This is a genomic window from Nitrosospira sp. NRS527, assembly GCF_018406445.1.
GTDB classification, from domain to species: Bacteria; Pseudomonadota; Gammaproteobacteria; order Burkholderiales; family Nitrosomonadaceae; genus Nitrosospira; species Nitrosospira briensis.
Map to the genome: position 1 here is coordinate 330,646 of NZ_AP024515.1, position 19,053 is coordinate 349,698.

Genomic DNA, 19,053 nt, shown 5'->3' on the forward strand with positions numbered 1-19,053 from the left:
TATAACTCGGTTGTCATTGATCCAGCTTTTTTAGATAATCCTTGGTAAAAGTCTTGTCGGGCAGGTCGCGCAGTTTCATTCCCGAGTATTCGAGCACGGACTCTTCACCCTGCCGTAGCGCATCTTCCATTACCAGGCGCGTAGGCCGGAGCTTTCCGAGACTCATCTCAAAATTCTCGTAGCGGCTGGTTTTGAGCATGCGATTGGATAGCGAGTAGAATTCCGCGCGATGGGGCCAGAAGTTTGATTGCCGTACCCAGTACAAGACCTTATGATACGTGACACTTCGGTCAACTCCGATGAGTTCCAGTACCCAGTACTTCTCGCCGCCGATATTGTCGGTGCGCAGAATCGTGGGGATATAGTCACCGGTAAAATTCGCGCGGGCCAGATCGCCATTGGCAACCTGGCCTGTGAGGCGTTGCGACAAGGATAGGCGCACGGGTTGCGAAACACTGGGCATGAATATCCAGAGATCGCGCCCTTTCATCAGTAAAATCTGGCCGCGTTCGGAAGCGGGTTCCGTAGTCATAACCACACTGTTTTCATTGCCTTTGGACAAAACCCGGAACTTATGCATATCTGCTGGCTGGTCGGGTGCCGTGGTCACAATGGAGACATCCACCTGGAAGCTTTCACGCGGAAAGCGTATCTGGTCCGACTTTTCCAATATATTCTGGGCCAGCTCCGTGTCATCGGACTGGACGGAAGCGATGGCTCCAAATATGCAAATTACCGTAACCACGCATTGAAGAAATTTTTGCATTCTAGTTTCCATAGACCCCTGTTGTGGTTGCTATTTACCCATAAGATTAAGCCGTTAGTATTTCCCCATGAGCATCGTACGACTCGAGCACGTTTATAAAGAATATACACTCGGTGAGCAGCAGGTGCAGGCGCTCAAAGATATCTCGCTGAGTATTGAAGATGGCGCCTTTGCCGCCATTGCCGGTCCATCCGGCAGCGGCAAATCCACGTTGCTTAATCTGATCGGGTGCATCGATACCCCATCGAGTGGAAAAGTTTTTTTAAACGATCAAGATGTCAGCGGGCGAACGCCGGACGAGCTTTCTGATCTGCGAGCTCGAACTATAGGTTTTATTTTCCAGACGTTCAACCTGTTTCCGGTGCTTTCCGCCGAAGAAAACGTGGAATACCCCCTGTTGCAATTCAAAAACCTGAGATCAGCGGAGCGTCGCACCCGGATCTCGAAATACCTTGCCATCGTCGGCCTGTCTGCATTTGCCCACCATCGCCCCAACCAGTTGAGCGGGGGACAACGCCAGCGGGTTGCAATTGCGCGCGCATTAGCGACGCAACCGAAAATCATACTGGCTGACGAACCGACCGCAAACCTGGATCACAAAACGGGCGAAGGTATCTTGCAATTGATGAAAGAAATCAATAGCAATTTCAAGACCACCTTTATTTTTTCTACCCATGACTTGCGAGTCATGGAAATGGCGGATCGATTGATACATATCGATGATGGGCAGATCACGAGGCCTGGCTTCGACAAACAGAAGAAACCGGATGTGGTGATTGAGAGACGTCGTGCAAATAATGACCTATCCGCTCGGGGTACTGATCAAAGCGAGAAGGATGGAACGCAGACGTAAATTCAAATGTTTGGTTCTAGCGGTGGTATTAATGGTTGTTCTTTCGCCATTGCGTGGCTTTGCTAATGCCACACCAGCTCAGTTCCCAATCCCTACGATACCAGAATCAACGGATCCGCTGACCGATAAGGCCGAGGAGGACTCTTTGGTTTTGTCCTTGTCCTTATCTATGTCTTCGCGTTCTATCCACCAGTCAGCCGCAGGAATAGAAAAGAATGTCATGATCAGAAATGGTATGCAATTTTATGAGGCTGAAGGTGAACCCTTATACTTACCGATGTCTCTATCCATATCCACATCATTAATCCAATTTGCCGAGCAAAGTGACGAGGATATCGCTGTTTCCGAAAAACTGGGCGATGAAAGTGAAGTCAATTCCCGAGAATCATTATTTGGCGAGGATGTGGCACCAACAAAAACTCCCGCGACCGTCTGGAGCACGCTCGTTACCGGCTGGAAGGGATTTTCGCAGCTCGAAATCGCCGATAACTATAGTAGCCCTCAGCATTTTTCCAAGGCAAAGCTGAGAACCGAGTTATCGCGCACCGGACAATTCAACGAAAACATAAGGTGGAAAATAAGCGGTCGATTTGACTATGATGCCGCCTACGACTTATCGGATTTCTATCCGTCTGCGGTGCGGCACGACCAACGTTATCAATTTTTTGTGCGTGAAAACTATCTTGATGTTTCTGCGGGCGATTTTGATTTTCGTGTCGGTCGACAACACGTAGTATGGGGTGAGATGGTAGGCCTTTTTTTCGCGGATGTGGTGTCCGCCAGAGATATGCGCGAATTCCTTCTGCCTACGTTCGATATCATGCGCATTCCACAATGGGCGGTGCGCGCTGAATACTCGAAGAACGACACGCACGCTGAGTTGCTGTGGATCCCGGTACCCACTATCGACGACAGCGGGAAGCCGGGCGCGGATTTCTATCCTGGCCCGCTGCGGGGCGTGGCCTCTTTCGCCGGTGAAGACCGTTCGGGACGAAACATCGGCAACTCGAATTATGGGTTCCGATTATCCCAGCTTATACGTGGCTGGGATATCTCGGCGTTCTATTATCACAGCCTTGATGTCGCTCCGACGTTTTATCGTGTCAGCGCACTGACCGAGCCGCTGGTTCTTCAGCCGCGACATGACGAAATCGATCAGGTAGGCGCAACCATTACGAAGGATTTCGGTACAGTAGTGTTCAAGGGTGAAATGGTTTATACGGATGGGCGCAAATTCAATGTGATGACGCCTGCCGCAATAAATGGCTTGGCCAAGCAGAATACCCTCGATTACGCGCTCGGCCTGGATTTCAATTTGCCCGCTGAGACCCGTTTGAATCTACAGTTTTATCAGCGTGTTTTCTTTTCGTATAATCCGACGGGTTTTACCGACAGGGTGGAGAACGGGGCCAGCATCCTACTTAATGGAAAGCTCTGGCGCAATGTGGAAGCGCAAGCCTTACTGATACATAGCTTGAATCGTAACGACTGGATGTTCCGGCCACGGTTAACCTGGAATTTCGAGAGAAACTGGCGCGCGGCGGTGGGGGCAGATATTTTTGGAGGCCAATCCACGGGATTTTTTGGCCGTTTTGAACACAATGATCGTGCCTATACGGAGTTGCGTTATTCATTCTGAGGTTCGTAGAACCAATGATGCATTTTTGCGATATTCGAAAATCAGAAATTCTGTCTCAGCGCTTCAACAATTGGTATGCGGGAAACGCGCCGTGCCGGAAGAATGGCAGCCAGAATTGTGGCTCCGATGCCAACGGCACAGGATACCAGTAATACTTGCAGAATAATCTGAATATGGGCCGTATACCCGAGATTGGCGTTCGGCGGTGGTGGCATCGGAATACCAATTGCAGAGATAATAAGCGCCAGTACTATACCGAGCACAAGTCCGACAACGCTGCCGATTACGCCGAGCAATATGCTTTCGACCATGATCAATCGAAATATCTGATCTCTCCGGTTGCCCAGCGCCATCATCGTACCGAACTCTCCGGTCCGGTCGAAGATGCTCATGTTTACGCTGTTGGCAACGCTCAATAAAACCATGACGAGAATTATCAACTGCAGAACACCAAACTGACCCTTGTACATTTCTACCGTTTTCTCGTAGAAATCGTTCAGTTCAATCCAGGTTTTGATCTCCAGGCCGGATTGGTCGAGTTGCGTCGCTAGCATGGTCTTTACAAGATCGGTATCCTCTGTTTTATGCACCGTTATGACGAATGCGTTCACGCTTTGCGTTCCGAGCAATTCCTGGGCCGCGATGAGGGGGATTTTTATTGCCCGCGCGTCATAATCGTTCGAGAAGCTCTGGAATACGCCGACTACTTCCAGATCAATGCTGTTCAATGCGCCCTCAAGCGCATTTGCAAGTAATGTGACATGGTCACCGGGCTTTAATTTCAGCCCCTGAGCCACACCATATCCGAGCATGATTCCGAAAGCATCCTTATCGTTCAATTGGCGCCCAGAGGTAATCGAGACGGAACTCCCAAGTACTGCTTCCGGTCCTGCCTCTACGCCTTCAGCGATGACCGGCAGGTCGCTGCGGCCATTGCTGAGCAACCCGGAAAAGTACAACCGGGCCATTACATCGACAACGCCTGTGTTGGTGGCGATCTGTTGCCTGACTGTGTCGGGTTCTTCTATCAGGTATTTTTCCGGTGTGCGCGATCCTGCGGCAAAAAAGCCCTTTTTGTATACCTGCAGATGCCCTGATTGTGAATGGATAAGGGCTTCGGATAGCTGCACGAAAACATCGTTTATCCAGCCACCTGCAACGATCAATCCGGCCACGCCACACATGATCGCAGCCAAAGTCATGGCAGTGTGTAATTTCTGCCTGAGGATATTACGTAACGCCAATCTGAACATGATTATTTGGCCAGCTACCGGTTATGTCGCAAAGCATCGACAATCTGCATTTGCGATGCCCGCCAGGCTGGGTAGATACTTGCAATCAGTGTGGCGCCGATGGCAAGCGCCAGCGAATCCCGTGTGGTCTCCCACGTCACCAGGATTTGTCCTGTGTACCCATGCGTCATGCCCGGTGGCGGCGGCATGGGAATTCCGATACTGGAGATTATGTGCGCGAATAAAAGGCCCAACAGCACACCGAATATGCCGCCTATGCAGCCGATAAGCACCCCTTCACTCACGAACAGGCGCATGACGCCTGCGCGTTTCACGCCGAGCGCCAGCGACGTGCCGATTTCGCCGATCCGCTCCATTACGCTCATAGTCATCGTGTTGGTGATGCTGAGAATGATGATAACGGCAATGATCAATCTGATCCCATGGATTTGCTTGGTGAACAGTGTCACCGTTTTGTTGTAGAAGTCCGCCAACGCATACCACGGAACGATCTCCAGGTCCTTTTGCAGCCTGGAGCGTAAGCTTGCAAGCATGCTATCGGTTTGTGCAGTGTCATTCAGCATTACCGCCCAAACATGGGATCCCTCCGTGCGAAGCAAGCGTCGAGCCGTTTCGATGGGTATGCGTAGAGCGGCATCATCATAAGATTTCGTCACGGTGGAGAAGAGGCCGCGAATGGTCACTTCCACCGCGTTTGTTCCTCTTGACGCTGTGGTCGCCAGTAAAACAACCTTATCACCAACATCGACGCCGAGATTGCGTGCAAGTCCTTCTCCGATGATGATACCCAATGGATCGTCGGCAGAAAGGTTTTTGCCAGCCGAGATTCGCAGGCCATCACCAAAATCCCGCTGTCGCCTGGGGTCATCACCGTCACCAATGAATGAGATGGTGGCTTCATCATGGCTGATGAGGCCGCTGAAGGAGATCCGGGGAACAATTGACTTGATTTGATGTGGTTCGCCTGGCGTTTCCAGTTCAGGTACGGCATCGGGAAGCAGAAAGGCGAAGGGGTCCGCTTTCCCCGAATCGTGGTAGCCTGGGCGCACGATCTGCAGATGACCTGATTGCGATTTGATTGTGGATTCCCGAAAATCAAAAAAAATCCACTCAATAAAACCATTCGCCAGGATGAGCGCCATGATGCCAAACGTAACAGCGCCTACCGCAATGGCACTACGGCGTCTTTGGCGTATGACATTACGAAATGCCAGTTTAAAGTCAAGCCAGAATACATTCACTGTGGCAGCTTCATTTTCATCAGTAACAAATCAGTAACAATCTCATATTTATTGTCCATTTCGCGATGTGCTCTTGCTGGAGGTTGGGCAAACAGCGGGTGAGCGACGCCTCGCAACGATTATCATGACACTATTCGTGTGGCTGCACAAATAGGCCTATAGCGGCTGCACGAGTTTACGTATTGTTTTTTATGGTAAAATTTAAAATCCTGAGAGTTACTGGAAGGCAGGAGCGAGTGAGGCAGCTTCGCGTAATCGCACTTCTGACCTGCATAAATCTATTTGGTTTCGATTGAATAACTCATCCTTGCTATTGAGTGCACATTAAATTGCAGCGAATATCCAATAAATTACGTCAGTGACTGATCTGGTATTGAAAGATAATCCAGTATGCTGAGATACAGCATTTAGTAAACCGCGCGTAGATGTTTCGCGCAAAATATCAGTGACACATCATGTCTGACCGTGAAACTATCCTGAAGATTCTAGATCTGGCTCGTTGGGCGCCAAGTGGCGATAATGCCCAGCCCTGGCGCTTCGAAATTATCGATAACAATCACATTGCGGTTCATGGCCATGATACACGTGAGTGGTGCTTGTATGATTTTGAGGGCCGGGCCAGCTATATGGCCCATGGGGCGCTTTTAGAAACACTCCGGATTGCAGCAACCGCTCATCACCTCCGCGCAACCTGGATACGGCGATCGGCTACCCCCGACACAGCGCCAATTTATGATGTCACGCTCGATTACGACCCAGAGCTGGATGCCGACAGTCTTATATCCTCTATCAAAGCACGTACCGTCCAGCGACGACCAATGCAGATAACCTCGCTGACCAGCGCTCAGCACGGCGCGCTATCGATTGCTCCAGGGCACGAGTACGATGTGCTTTTTTTTGAGTCCTTCGCCAAACGCCGTGAAGTTGCGGGATTGCTTTGGGATAACGCCCACATTCGCCTGACGTGCCCCGAAGCTTATCACGTGCATAAAGAAGCTATCGAATGGGGGGCTCGTTTCAGCAAGGATCGTATTCCAGAGCATGCGGTTGGCGTGGACCCGGTCACTGCCCGATTGATGGGTTGGGTAATGCAGAACTGGCAGCGGGTGGATTTCTTTAACCGATATATGTTCGGAACAATTATGCCGAGGCTGCAATTGGACCTTTTGCCGGCTATCTGCTGTGCCGGACATGTTCTGATCTATGCTAAAACTCCACCGGAAAACCAGCGCGATTACGTGCTGGCGGGGAGCGCCATGCAGCGTTTGTGGCTGACCGCAGACACGGTTGGCCTTCACCTGCAACCACAAATGACGCCGGTAATCTTTCATTGGTATGCGCAGACGAAGCGGAAAATTTCGGCATTACCACAAATTGATCAAGCCGCGTATGCACTGGCAAAACGATTCAAAAGTCTAGTGGGCGAACGCGCGGACGGTGGATCAATGTTTTTTTGTCGTGTTGGCCGATCGGCGAGAGTCAATTCACGTTCGGTCCGCAAGGAGCTTGGTGATTTGCTGGTGCCCTGAAATCGAAATAACATCTCTTCCGTTCCGACGTCATTGGAGTTCGCTTTCGTAAGACGTCAGGCGGAGGTGTCAAAGCTTTTGAACCGAGATGCCTCATTGGCGGGTACCGCGCGAAATTTCGAATCAACGGCGTAGACATCAAAGATCAGAGACATTATACGGAAACGGGAATTGGTGCAATTGCATGGTTCTTTGCAGGTTCAGGATGATTTCATGAAGTCGGAAGCAAGTTCTGTTTACGGCAATCTGTGCTGCATGCATGACGTAGTATCGGATCAGCAGTGCCGCTCGATGCGAGGTCGAATGCGTCTGGTGATTCGGTGGAAGAATTGTATATGGCGAATCGTTTTTGCGTTTACCCACATGAAATGCTGGCGACCTCAGATTTCGTCAACTAAAGAAATTGTCGAATTTTATTACACATTACTTTGCTCCGAATAAGTGCCTCATCTAACATATTAAAATATATACGATTTTCTATCTGGCACAGTATATGCTTATATAAAAATACCGAAACTGCCCGGACATAATGGCAGCTAATACAAAGAAGGAGCGGACGATGCACAGATTCAAGAAACTTATAATTGCCGCCAGTGTAATGATGGCGTTCTCCGGCGCTGCATCAGCGGCTACGGTGCTGAATAACTGGGAATTTGATCCGAATGGCCCCGCCGGAGCGGGACCCGTGACAATCAATGAATATCTTGACGTAAATGGTAATGGCTTTATCAAGATTACCCCAACTGGGGATGGTAGCATCGGTTCCGCTTACACTTTTACTCAATTCTCGGTATTCAACTCGGTGCAATATGACAGCCTGGGACAACTGTTCCCCATAACGCATGGGGTGACAATCACCGCGGTAGCAGAAACGACCGGTACTGGAATTTTTGGTGGCGCCTTTGTTTTCGACGCCGGGGGTACGTTCAAGATATATTCTGATTCAGGGAATAATTATGGTAGCGCTGCGGGGATATTCGGTGCCAATGTTGGTACTCTGATCGGTAGTTTTACCACCTTGGCGGGCGGTGGTGGAGTTGTTGATGGATCTGGGTCACCCACTGGTAATGGACAGATCACCATAGACGCCGTAGCAGGGCCGGGAGACCTGACGCCAGGCTATTGGTTTGCGCCTGGTGGGTCACCCGATTTAACCGATTCAACGGTGTTGAGTTTTGCGTTTACCAACGCCAACACGACTGGTAGCCCAACTAGTACAATGATAAGTGAAATTATCTGCCAAGGCGCCGGGTTTACCGGTGACGGTTGCGGAGCGGGTACTTACGCTAATGTGGGCGGCGACCATTTTTTTGTAAGTAATAACGGTCAGTTTAAAATATCCGTGGTTCCTGAGCCCGCATCGCTGGCACTACTGGGTGTAGGGCTGCTCGGCATGGGTTTGACAAGCCGTCGCCGCAAGGCAGCTTCATAAGAAATTGAGGTTTACTGTTTTACCAAAGTCCCGCAATCGCGGGACTTTTTTTTATGTGCGTTCAGCATAGGCGCACTCTTGTGGGTGAAAATTCCACAGCAAGTTGATCCACAGCAAACGAAGTATAGTGCCACTGTGACGGTGACTGAGCGTGGGGAGGAAGCATGAAGCGAACTGATGAACAAGAGCCGGATAGAAGGCGCTGGCGACCACGGCGAGCGGACATGAAACCACGATTTTGTGATCAAGGGGCAGAAACATAGGCCCTGCCCGATTGAGCTGGCCGCGCAGTATGCCCGTACCTATGAAGGGCGTCCCAGTTCGGTGCGGACATGAAGTCAAGCTGGTAATAGGCTGCGAAACGAACCAGTCTCAGCATCCGGCATTACCGAGTGACAGTTAAATTATGGGACCGGATAGTCATTTTTCTGCGCTCAGCAATCCCGCCTTGGTGGGTGCGTATTCAGAAAAATCATTCGCAAACAGTCAACCGCCCCCTCTTGGCGTGCAATGCCTTCAAATCAACAAGTCGTTTCCGTCACAGTATCTCCAGCGCCAAACACGCCGGAGTCCATCACTCAGTTGCCGTTTCCACCCGGTAAGCACGTTAGGGTGTACTTCAAGCGTCTGCGCTAGTTCGGTCAGCGCCTTGTCGCCCGCCATTGCTCCAAAAGATATGTCACACGCAAATCTATCGGAAGAGTTTCGGGGAGTCAAAAAGAGAATGCTATTTATGCGTAAAACATGCTTCAATTTGATTTTTTATTTCTCTGGTCAATCAGTTAATATGCCGTCGAAGCGTGGCGGCTAAACCCTCTTCTTCATGCCGGGGAAAGAAATAGGAATATAGAGATTTATCTTTGTATTCGCGCGTATCTGCCAAAGATGCAATTTTGGCATCGACGTATTCCAGATCCAGATGCATTAGTACAGCAGGCGCATCGACGCGTTCGCAAGTACTAATTCCGCTAATCTGGCGAAACCCCAGCATCCGTTTGTAAAAACTCGCATGGCGCGGATTAACTTCGATAAATGCGTCATCCGCATTATGCAGACTGCGCGCGTAAATATAGGACAGGTGAAATAACGAGGCGAGTACTTCCTTTGATCCATACAGGGAATCAATGGCAAATTTTGACAATTCGCATACCTTTCTCTTTTTTTTCCGGAAGTTGTTGATCTCATCTTTATGAAGCTTGTCAGCCAGTAAACCTTCCTCCCCATCAATGCCGAGTGTTAATGTTCCGACCAGTTGCTGCTGGCTGGATACCTCAAACGTCATCCAATTACTATTATTGACAAACATCTCTTCACTCGAAGTGTCATAACCACGCCATGAATACATGCGCTGAAGGAGAGCGCTTACGGCACTACGATGTAAAGATGAATTCACAGACCGAATGCTATAGCCATCACGTCTTAAAATGCACTCCTGATTGTATGTTTCTTCCGATAACCCTATGGATGATCCCGAGCCTGAGGTCTTACATCTGTCAATTTTTTTGGCGTTCGATCGCGCATTACGTTTCTGAGGAAACGATATCTCATCATTGTAGAGTTGCATGTTTAGAGTCCTAATAGTGATTGAACCGATGCCATTACGGTAACTATGATTAAAATGAGAAACAGCAGAACTCCGTTCGCGTTGGCTGAGAACGAGAGAAGAAAGCTGCGGCCGTGCGTGGAATTGATCAATTTGGCAGAACGAAAATGAAAAATTTGCTTGTGTTGCGCCAGCGTAATAACAATGCCGGTGCTGATGAAGTCCCCGTTTTAGATCGGGCTTGCTTGCTCCAAAGCAAAATTCATGCCACATTTAACCCGAGTGTAATCATTGAATTGGCGCAGTCGCGATTAAGGGGCTGTCGTCAAACTAGACGGAATATTATTGTTTTTATATAATTCTTTGTTTTTTAAGACTTTATATTGTCGTTAAAAAGCGACGAGTTTGAGGTGCTTTTGTTAATGCAGGCTCTGAATAACTTGCGGGATAGTTTGAAAGCGAAACGTATCACCATCTCCTCTCCTCCGTATCCATCAGGTGGACGTATACTGCGAGCGTTATCTGGCCTACCAGACGTTTGCCGATGCCGTAAGCGATCAAAGCGTGCTTGAAAGGGGTAGCGTCACCTGGGCGCCGGGATATGGTTTCCCATTGGGTGAAAAATCGATGATTATTTATTGCCAGGGCTCGGGTGATCAGGTCGGCCTAGCGAAAACTGTTGAAACGATGCTCAGCCAGATATTGGAGGCGCAGGTGACGGAGAGTCTGAGGGCCGATCGATACGAGCGCTCGGCAGCGGTTAGCGCAAATTCAGTGCGGTTTCTCAAGACGGCAGCCAAGGCGGTGGCGCGCCTGGAGGGTGGTTTTGAAGATGCGATAGCTGTGAGGGTGCTGCCGGAAGAATTTTGCAAGCAACTGCGCACCACGAATATGCAGTAGCGATTGAACGAGGAAATGCGCTGCCGGGGAAAGGGTGATTCGCATCTTCCTAATAACGATTCCGCTCCGCGGCTGATAGGCGCCTTGCTGACTGAGCAAAATGAGATCTGGCAGGAATGCTGCTACCTGGATATGGACGAATTCGCACAGTGGGTTACTGAACGTGTCATCATCCGCTGAAACAAAACGTTATTGAACCGACCGAAGTGAATTTACAGCAAAGTTTGGGCTTGATTTTTATTTGTCACATTGTGCTCCTATCAACATCATTTCATGATCTTCCTATAGAATAATTGTCATCTGCGCCTACTGTATTTGTTTCAGCAATGTTCTGGCGTCATCAATACCAGGAAAATTCTTCCCCGTGCTTAGCAGTTGTTCCAGTTCCTTGCGAGCACCCGCATTATTGCCCGATTTGTTAAGTCCAACTGCGAGATGGTAGCGGAATTCGGCTGATTCAGGCACGAGGGAAGTCGCCTTCTCCAGCAGCGGGAGACCTCGGGTAGTATTACCTTGTTCCACCAATACCCATCCGAGCGTATCCATTACCGTCGGATCGTTCGCGGTCACCCCATAGGCCCTCTCTGCATATTCAAGGGCGCGCGGATCTTTTTCCTGCTGGTAGAGCCAAGCCAGATTATTCAGCGCAGGCATAAAATCGGGAGCTTGCTTCAGGATAAGCTGATACTGCTCGATTGCGGCGCTATTATGTCGCTCCGCCATATAGGTTTCGGCAAGATACATGCGGGTAGTCGTGTCGGCAGGGTTTTGCTTTAGCCATTCAGCCAGCCGAAGAGTCGCTTCTTTACCTTTTCCGGCTTGGCTGAGGGCAGCATGCAACTTAATTAATATCGGCCCACTCTTGCCCAGAGCGAAGGCCTGCTCATATGCTTTTACAGCAGCAGCGGGTTCTTTCTGCCTCATCAGTAAATCACCTTCCAGAACATAACCTGTGGGAGACTTTCCCTGCTGCTTTTGAATTTGTCTGGCGATAGCGAGAGCTTGCTCATCATTTCCTTTGCGTAGCTCTATCGCAGCTTGCGCCAATTGCGCATCCACATAATCCGGTTTTATAGCGAGCGCTTTTTTCAACGCCTCCGATGCTGCCGACGGATCCTTCAGTGCCACATAAATTGAAGCGAGACGCAATTGAGCGGGAGCGGATTGCGGCTGCACCGCGACAAGTTTTTTATAACTCTCCAGCGCGGCTTTCTTGTCGTCATTTGCGAACTGGGCTTGCGCAAGCATGTCGAGTGCACCGGGATCAGATGGATTGTTACTTTGGAATTTTTGCGCAAGGAGCAGAGACTTTTGTTTTTCTCCTGAACGAATATAATTCTCCACCAGAAGCGCAGCAGCCGGTTGTGATTCCGGGTTCTCCTGGCTTGCCCGTTCCAGCCAGGCCGTAGCCTCTTTGCTCTGCTGCCGACTAAGAGCCAGGCGCGATAGCGCGGCCATGGCCTGGATGTTCTTCTTATCGTTCTCCAGGATGGCTTCAAAACGCCTTTTGGCATCGTCCGGTTTCTTTTCCAGCATATCAAGTTGAGCCAGGTTGACCGCCGCCGGATAGTAAGTGGGCTGGAGAGAAAGCGCTTTCTCAAAGCTGGCACGTGCGTTCGCGGCATCGTTTTTGCCCATGTAGATGCCGCCTTTCAGATTTTGAACGAGTGGATTGTCCGGATTTTCCTTTTCAACCATTTTTGTGGCGGCGAGCGCCTTGTCGAATTCCTTGAGACGAAGGTGGGTCATGACCAGCAGGATGCCTGTCTGCGACGATTTAGGGTCGAGTTTCGCCGCTGTTTCCAGCTCGGCCACTGCGCGACCGGTCTCGCCCTGACCCAGTTTGCTCATGCTGAGTGCGGTGTGAAGCCGCGCATTTTTTGGCGCGAGTTGACTGGCTTTTTCAAAATTCTCCGTTGCTTTGACGAAATCTTTGGATTGCATGTAGGCCTCGCCCGCCAAGGTGAGCAATTGGGAATCCGGTTGCCCGCTTTTGAGGGCCGGTGCCAATACGTCGATTGCCCGTTGAGGCTGGCGACTTTTCAAAAAGCTGGAAGCCAACAACTTACGTGCATAAAGGTTTTGCGGGTCCTTCTCCAGGTATTGTTTTAGATGCTGTTCGGCTTGTGGCGCCGAACCCAAAGCCATCTGAACTGCTCCAGCAAGCAATAGGCTGGGCATGTGGTCAGGTGCCTTGCTTAATATTTGCTGCAAAGAGTCTAAGGCGGCGTCGTGTTTGCCCTCGTTGAAATCCAGTAGCGCCTGGGTATAGAAAACCATAAGGCTGCCGGGCGCCACCTTGCGAGCTGCGTCGATATTCAATTTTGCAACGTCGAATTTTCTGGCGCCGATTTCCAAAAGTGCTTTATCGAGGTAGGCGGTGGGGCTGTCTGGCTTTAGCTTGATAACCTGATCATAGGCAGCTAGCGCTAAATCAACTTTCCCCTGTACGCGCAGCAGGTTACCTTTATAAAACCAGGCATCGGGGTTGCCCGGGTTTTTGACTACGGCTTGCTCCGCGAATTGGTTTGTTGCTTCGAGATCCTGATTCGCCAATGCGCATTTTGATAAACCGATCAGCGCATCGGAAAAATCAGGTTTGCCCTTGAGCGCGCCTTCGAACAACTCCTTGGCATCGTTAACCTTACCGAGCGCAAGTGATGCGTTTCCCCGCAATGCTAAAATTTCGGGTGAAGGCTTATCTTCGGAAAGCTGTTTCGTCTTGTCTAATACCTGCTGGAACTCACCCAGGCTAAGCAAGGTGTGTCCCAACTCAGGCATTACCGTTGCAGGACTCATTCCCAGGCTTAAAGCCTTCTGCAGCTCTTTCTCAGCCGACCGTAAGTCCCCGGTCTTGTTGTAGGACGTACCCAGAAGGTAGCGCGCTTCGGGATCATCCGGATTTTTCTGCAGCGCGTTCTTGAGCTGGATAATGGCAGCCTTGTTGTCCCCTTGTTCCTGATACTGCCTGGCGTCGGAAATCAGGGTTTGGGCGTTCCCAGATTTATCGCAGCCTGCCGTGCCGGTACCAATCAGTGCCGCAGAGACCATAAGCGCCAATAGATTTTTCGTCGCCTTAAACTTGCTTACATTACGCATATAAAATTTCCCTTCTCTGCATTAGCGTTTCTTTTGAGAGCGGATCTTGGTGCAAGCTGATCGCGGCAGGTCTTCAATAAATAAATCAAGAATCCAACAGATATTTCTGTGGGCGGCGCCGAGCCAACAGAGTTGGGAGCCAGCATGGAATACCTCATTTCAGTTAATTACGGCTGGTGTGCAAGAAAGATTAGTCCTTGAAATAAGAGCGTCACGATACTCGGATCACCGAATGGTTATAGGAACGCAGGACGCAAGTGGCAGAGATCGAGCTGCGAGTTGCCCACTATATCCATGATTTGCCACGGCCTCAATATTGTTGTGCAGGAAGAACGTATTAATATATTTAATGGGCTTCTTTGTATCTGCTCGACCGACACAATCAAGCGTGTGTGATCGCTCGAATAGGCGAGTCAACTTGCCCCAAAAAAATGAGCTGAATCCATTGAGCAAGGAAAGCAGATCTCGCAGCCTCAATTTCAACCGGAGTCCGGCGATCCCGGTCGACCGAACCAGGGGTTGGTATATCATGATCAACTAACGATGTGCTCGCACCCAGTCCCGCCACTGGATAAACAGGCCCAAATCAAGCGCAGCAATGGCCGAGCGCTGCCAGAGCGGCTCGGCCCAGAAATCATCTTTATCAAGACCACACATGTGTCCCCCGGCCTCTTGCAGAATAAGGCTGCCTGCGGCGTAGTCCCATAGTTTTTGTCCACCGTGCAGGTACAGGTCAAAGCGGCCGGCAGCGGTGTAACACCATTCCAGCGAGCAGGCGCCGTAATTCCGATAGGAAGAAAAAGGGCGCAAGGTACAGACGCTTTCCGCGAGTTTGGGTGTAAGCCGCTTGAAATCAACGTTCGCCATCGCGCCGCGCAAAGCTGAGACATGCTCCTTGATCGGCAGCTTTTCACCGTTCAGGTAGGCGCCTTTGTCTCGCTCGGCATAGAACATTTCGTCTGAAACAGGATTATAAACCACGCCGAGCACACTTCTGCCGTGGCGCATCAGCGCCACCGAAACCGCGAAATAGGGCAGTCCGTTGACAAAATTCGAAGTGCCGTCTATCGGGTCCATACACCACAGTCCGGCATCACCCGCATGCCAGCGATCGACTTGTTCGTGTTCCGCCATTTCTTCACCAACCACGGGGCCTGCATAAATCTTTCGTAATTCCCGCGACAATGTTTCCTGCGTAGCGAGATCTGCTTCGGTGAACAGGCTGCCGTCCGCCTTGCGTTGCCGTGCCACTTTCAAATAACGCGGCAGTATTTCCTGCTGTGCGACCGCTTTGACCGCAGCGATGACCGCGTTGAGCACCGGTTATTCCGCCTGCCACTTGATCGAACACCCGATGCTGGGAATCTGTTCGTCAGGTCCCTGTCCAGTTCGGGCAACCTGGAGCATTCCGTCAAAAAGTTCGCGTCGCGCGCCGGGAGGGGCGGCCTCCTTGCGGGAGGCGTCCAGCCGGCCACGGTACTGCAATTCGAGCCGGTCATTCAAGCCGAAGAAATCGGGCGTGCAAACCGCCCCGTATGCTTTTGCCACTTGCTGGGTCTCGTCCCAAACATAGGGAAAAGAAAAGTCGCATTCCCTGGCTATCCGTGCCATGTTGTCGAATGAGTCTTCCGGATACTCGGCAGGATCGTTTGACATGATCGCGATGGCGCCTATACCGTGCTGGCGTAACTCCGCCACGTCCCGGACAATGCGATCCCGAATCGCTTTGACATAAGGACAATGGTTGCAGATGAACATCACAAGCAATCCTTTTTCGCCTTTTACGGATGCGAGGTTGTACCGTTTTCCGTCCACCCCCGGCAAGTCAAAATCCGCTGCCTTCCAACCGAAATCGCAAACGGGTGTTTCCAGGCTCGCCATATTTTCTCTCCGGAATTAATAACAAAATGAATTGAGGTCTCACTGCACTTCAAAAATCAACAGTCGCAGCACCAATGAATATAATTTCGCATGCCAATATGGATTGATATAAAACGGTAAAAACCTCGAACAATATCGTTCTGCGAAATACAAGTTTGTTGATGCGCCATTATATTATCATGGGTCTGATTATTGGTTCTTCCTGCTCACTTCTCCTAAGCGATGGCACTTCCCCGTTTTTTTTCCCCCGAAAGAATCAGTGCAGGCCAGGTCATCGAACTGTCTGCGGTTGCGGCGCATCATGCCTCACGCGTGTTAAGACTCCGGCAAAGCGATGAATTGATTTTATTCAACGGTAACGGCGGCGAATATAGGGCAACTATTGAGCTTATCAATAAAAGCGGCGTTACGGTGGTGGTCGAAAAGTACCTTGATATCGAGCGCGAGTCGCGACTCGACATCACGTTAGCGCAAACAGTGTGCGCCAGCGAGAAAATGGACTGGATTGTCCAGAAGGGGGTGGAGTTGGGAGTAACACGCATTCAGCCTCTGGATACAAAACGGGGAGTGGTGAAACTATCAGACGAGCGTGCCGAAAAACGCATAAGGCACTGGCAACAAGTTATTATTGCCGCTTGTGAGCAGTGCGGTAGAAATCGCGTTCCGCCAATGATGCCGTTGATATCGATATCCAGATGGCTGGGCAATCAGGTTGGCGAGCGCAAGAATTCAAGCAGCGATTATCCTACGGGCTCATGTTTCATGCTCTCGCCCGCAGCAAAAAAAGGCCTGCGCGATTTTCCCGCACCTCTTGCCGCCGCTCCGCTAACGCTGCTGGTCGGGCCCGAAGGTGGGTTTACCGCGGAGGAAGAGGCTGCGGCCCAAGTGGCTGGATTTGTCCCGTTACGGATGGGTGAGCGCATACTTCGTACCGAAACCGCTGCATTGGCGGCAGTGGCAGCAATGCAGGCGCTATGGGGTGATTATTGAATTTCGGGATTCAAATGGTAGCATGTGCATGCATATTCGGTTTTGAGGCGTTGATTCAAGCATTGAACCGTAAGATTAGTGCAATACCCGCTTCATTTCTATTACATAATTGAACAGTGCATCTCCAACATGAGGCTAGACACGGATTTTGTAAGCTGGTTCCGCTCGGTAGCGCCCTACGTTAACGCTTTCCGCCATAAAATCTTTGTTGTCGCCTTTGGTGGCGAGGTCGTGGCTGATGGCAAATTTGTCGAGCTTGTTCATGACCTCAATTTGCTGGCAAGCCTGGGCGTACGCCTGGTGCTGGTCCATGGTGCGCGCCCGCAGATCGAATCGCGGCTGGATGAAAACAACCTGCAGACGATATACGTCAGGGGGATGCGCGTCACCGACGGCGCGGCGCTGCAGTGCGTAAAGGAATCAATAGGGCGCGTCCGGGTTGAAATCGAGGCGCTATTGTCAATGGGTTTGCCCAATTCGCCTATGGCCAATGCCGCTATTCGCGTTGCCAGCGGAAATTTCGTCACTGCACGCCCGGTTGGCGTAATAGAAGGTATCGACCTGATGCATACCGGTGAAGTGCGGAAGGTGGATACCGCGGCTATCCGTTCGCGGTTGGAACAAGGGGAGTTGACGCTACTTTCACCACTGGGCTATTCGCCGACGGGCGAGATTTTTAATCTGACGCTCGAAAATGTTGCGGCAGAAGCAGCGATTGCGCTCAAAGCAGAAAAACTGATTTTTCTGATGGATGCCGGAAGCATGGAAAAGGAATCTCCTGATACGTCGGAGACATTGCTGCCGCGTGAACTGACTGTGGCCGAAGGTAAGGCGCTCCTGACGCGGTCTGCCGATGAACCCCCCAGGCTATCGGACGATGTCCGGTTGTATCTGCCGTTTGCGGTACGGGCTTGTGAAGGAGGTGTGTCCCGCGTTCACCTCATCAGCCGGCACGTGGATGGCGCAATATTGCAGGAGCTATTCACGCACGGCGGTATAGGAAGCATGATATCGGATGGTCCGTTGCAGAATTTACGGGACGCGAGGATAGAAGATGTCGGCGCTATCCTGCAATTGATCGGACCTCTTGAAGCTGACGGGACACTGGTACGGCGGAACCGCGAATTGCTGGAGATGGAAATCGACCGCTTCGTAGTGGTCGAACATGATCGAATGATAGTCGGCTGCGCCGCACTCTATCCTTTTCCGGACGATAAGGCGGACGAGCTTGCCTGTCTCACAGTGCATCCGGACTATCGTAGTGCGGGGTGTGGCGATGCATTGCTCAAGCGTATTGAAGCCAAGGCCAGGTCTCAGGGAAGTAAAAAATTGTTTGTTCTTACTACCCGAACCGCCCACTGGTTTGTCGAGCGAGGTTTCCTCGAGACTGATGTCCATGAATTACCTAAAGCAAAACAGGGGCTATACAATTACCGACGCCGCTCCAAGGTATTCGTAAAAAATATATAAGTGGTAGTTGATCGACTGCTGTGCCAATTCACCGTCACGGAACCAGCGCCTTTGATTAATGGCCAAATACGGTTAAGGTTGATGTACCCGATTACAAATTTATCTGCTGTCATACCTGGAGAAGAGCTCAAATGGCAAAATTCGTTAACTGCATCAAACTCGGGCGTGAAATGGAAGGATTGGATTTTCAACCTTATCCGGGGGAATTGGGGAAACGCATATTCGATAACGTATCGAAAGAGGCCTGGGCCGGATGGATCAGGCATCAGACCATGCTGGTCAATGAGAATCGCTTGAATCTATCGGACATCAAGGCACGCAAGTATCTGGCTGAGCAACTCGAGGCGTATTTCTTTGGTGCAGGGGCCGAACAACCTGTGGGCTATGTGCCGCCGACGAAATAATAAAACTCGGGAGTACGTCTTTCGCGAAAGATTCGATTTATCCACTACTGCCG

Annotated in this window: 16 protein-coding genes; 9 read left to right on the forward strand and 7 right to left on the reverse strand. The window is 50.7% G+C overall.

Annotated elements, in window-relative coordinates; genetic code table 11:
• Positions 1-13 precede the first annotated feature (13 nt).
• A complete protein-coding gene (locus KJS40_RS01525) occupies positions 14-766 on the reverse strand; it encodes an outer membrane lipoprotein-sorting protein (RefSeq protein WP_244859647.1) in 753 nt (250 codons plus the stop codon).
• Positions 767-833: 67 nt separating this feature from the next.
• On the opposite strand from KJS40_RS01525, the gene KJS40_RS01530 reads away from it, so the two are divergent.
• Positions 834-1,619 carry an ABC transporter ATP-binding protein gene (locus KJS40_RS01530; protein ID WP_213538799.1) on the forward strand — a complete coding sequence of 262 codons (786 nt, stop codon included), beginning with the start codon at positions 834-836 and terminating at the stop codon, positions 1,617-1,619.
• A 277-nt stretch (positions 1,620-1,896) separates the two neighbouring features.
• Entirely contained in the window at positions 1,897-3,258 is a 1,362-nt protein-coding gene (locus KJS40_RS01535; RefSeq protein ID WP_213538800.1) for a DUF1302 family protein, read from the forward strand.
• A gap of 41 nt (positions 3,259-3,299) precedes the next feature.
• Here the strand turns inward: KJS40_RS01535 and KJS40_RS01540 are convergent, their stop codons facing one another.
• Positions 3,300-4,460 carry an FtsX-like permease family protein gene (locus tag KJS40_RS01540; RefSeq protein ID WP_348529540.1) on the reverse strand — a complete coding sequence of 387 codons (1,161 nt, stop codon included), beginning with the start codon at positions 4,458-4,460 and terminating at the stop codon, positions 3,300-3,302.
• Between the two features lie 65 nt (positions 4,461-4,525).
• Entirely contained in the window at positions 4,526-5,752 is a 1,227-nt protein-coding gene (locus tag KJS40_RS01545; protein ID WP_213538802.1) for an FtsX-like permease family protein, read from the reverse strand.
• Positions 5,753-6,207: 455 nt separating this feature from the next.
• Between KJS40_RS01545 and KJS40_RS01550 the strand changes: the two genes are divergently transcribed.
• Complete coding sequence (locus KJS40_RS01550) at positions 6,208-7,281, forward strand: nitroreductase family protein (RefSeq protein ID WP_213538803.1); 1,074 nt, start codon at positions 6,208-6,210, stop codon at positions 7,279-7,281.
• Positions 7,282-7,840: 559 nt separating this feature from the next.
• Positions 7,841-8,713 carry a flocculation-associated PEP-CTERM protein PepA gene (pepA, locus tag KJS40_RS01555; protein ID WP_213538804.1) on the forward strand — a complete coding sequence of 291 codons (873 nt, stop codon included), beginning with the start codon at positions 7,841-7,843 and terminating at the stop codon, positions 8,711-8,713.
• A gap of 778 nt (positions 8,714-9,491) precedes the next feature.
• Here pepA and KJS40_RS01560 read toward each other — a convergent pair.
• A complete protein-coding gene (locus KJS40_RS01560; RefSeq protein ID WP_213538805.1) occupies positions 9,492-10,277 on the reverse strand; it encodes a long-chain N-acyl amino acid synthase in 786 nt (261 codons plus the stop codon).
• A 477-nt stretch (positions 10,278-10,754) separates the two neighbouring features.
• Between KJS40_RS01560 and KJS40_RS01565 the strand changes: the two genes are divergently transcribed.
• Together KJS40_RS01565 and KJS40_RS01570 are read left to right on the forward strand one after the other, a co-directional pair.
• The gene (locus KJS40_RS01565) at positions 10,755-11,156 is read left to right on the forward strand and encodes a hypothetical protein (RefSeq protein ID WP_213538806.1); all 402 of its coding nucleotides are present in this window, start codon (positions 10,755-10,757) and stop codon (positions 11,154-11,156) included.
• 3 nt (positions 11,157-11,159) lie between these two features.
• Complete coding sequence (locus tag KJS40_RS01570; RefSeq protein ID WP_213538807.1) at positions 11,160-11,336, forward strand: transposase; 177 nt, start codon at positions 11,160-11,162, stop codon at positions 11,334-11,336.
• Between the two features lie 126 nt (positions 11,337-11,462).
• On the opposite strand, the gene prsT is transcribed toward KJS40_RS01570, so the two are convergent.
• From prsT to KJS40_RS01585, 3 genes are all read right to left on the reverse strand, one after another.
• Positions 11,463-14,255, reverse strand: a complete 2,793-nt coding sequence (gene prsT, locus KJS40_RS01575; RefSeq protein WP_213538808.1) for an XrtA/PEP-CTERM system TPR-repeat protein PrsT — start codon at positions 14,253-14,255, stop codon at positions 11,463-11,465.
• Positions 14,256-14,792: 537 nt separating this feature from the next.
• Positions 14,793-15,575 (reverse strand): inositol monophosphatase, encoded by a 783-nt coding sequence (locus KJS40_RS01580; RefSeq protein WP_213538809.1) that lies wholly within the window; start codon positions 15,573-15,575, stop codon positions 14,793-14,795.
• 3 nt (positions 15,576-15,578) lie between these two features.
• The gene (locus KJS40_RS01585) at positions 15,579-16,136 is read right to left on the reverse strand and encodes a thioredoxin family protein (protein WP_213538810.1); all 558 of its coding nucleotides are present in this window, start codon (positions 16,134-16,136) and stop codon (positions 15,579-15,581) included.
• A gap of 222 nt (positions 16,137-16,358) precedes the next feature.
• Here KJS40_RS01585 and KJS40_RS01590 point away from each other — a divergent pair, with 222 nt between their 5' ends.
• The 3 genes from KJS40_RS01590 (at position 16,359) to KJS40_RS01600 (ending at position 19,000) form a co-directional block, all read left to right on the forward strand.
• On the forward strand, positions 16,359-17,126 hold the full coding sequence (locus tag KJS40_RS01590; protein ID WP_213538811.1) for a 16S rRNA (uracil(1498)-N(3))-methyltransferase: 768 nt from the start codon (positions 16,359-16,361) through the stop codon (positions 17,124-17,126).
• A gap of 129 nt (positions 17,127-17,255) precedes the next feature.
• Positions 17,256-18,596, forward strand: coding sequence for an amino-acid N-acetyltransferase (gene argA / locus KJS40_RS01595; protein WP_213538812.1), 1,341 nt, complete (start codon positions 17,256-17,258; stop codon positions 18,594-18,596).
• 131 nt (positions 18,597-18,727) lie between these two features.
• Positions 18,728-19,000 (forward strand): oxidative damage protection protein, encoded by a 273-nt coding sequence (locus KJS40_RS01600; protein ID WP_213538813.1) that lies wholly within the window; start codon positions 18,728-18,730, stop codon positions 18,998-19,000.
• Positions 19,001-19,053 lie beyond the last annotated feature (53 nt).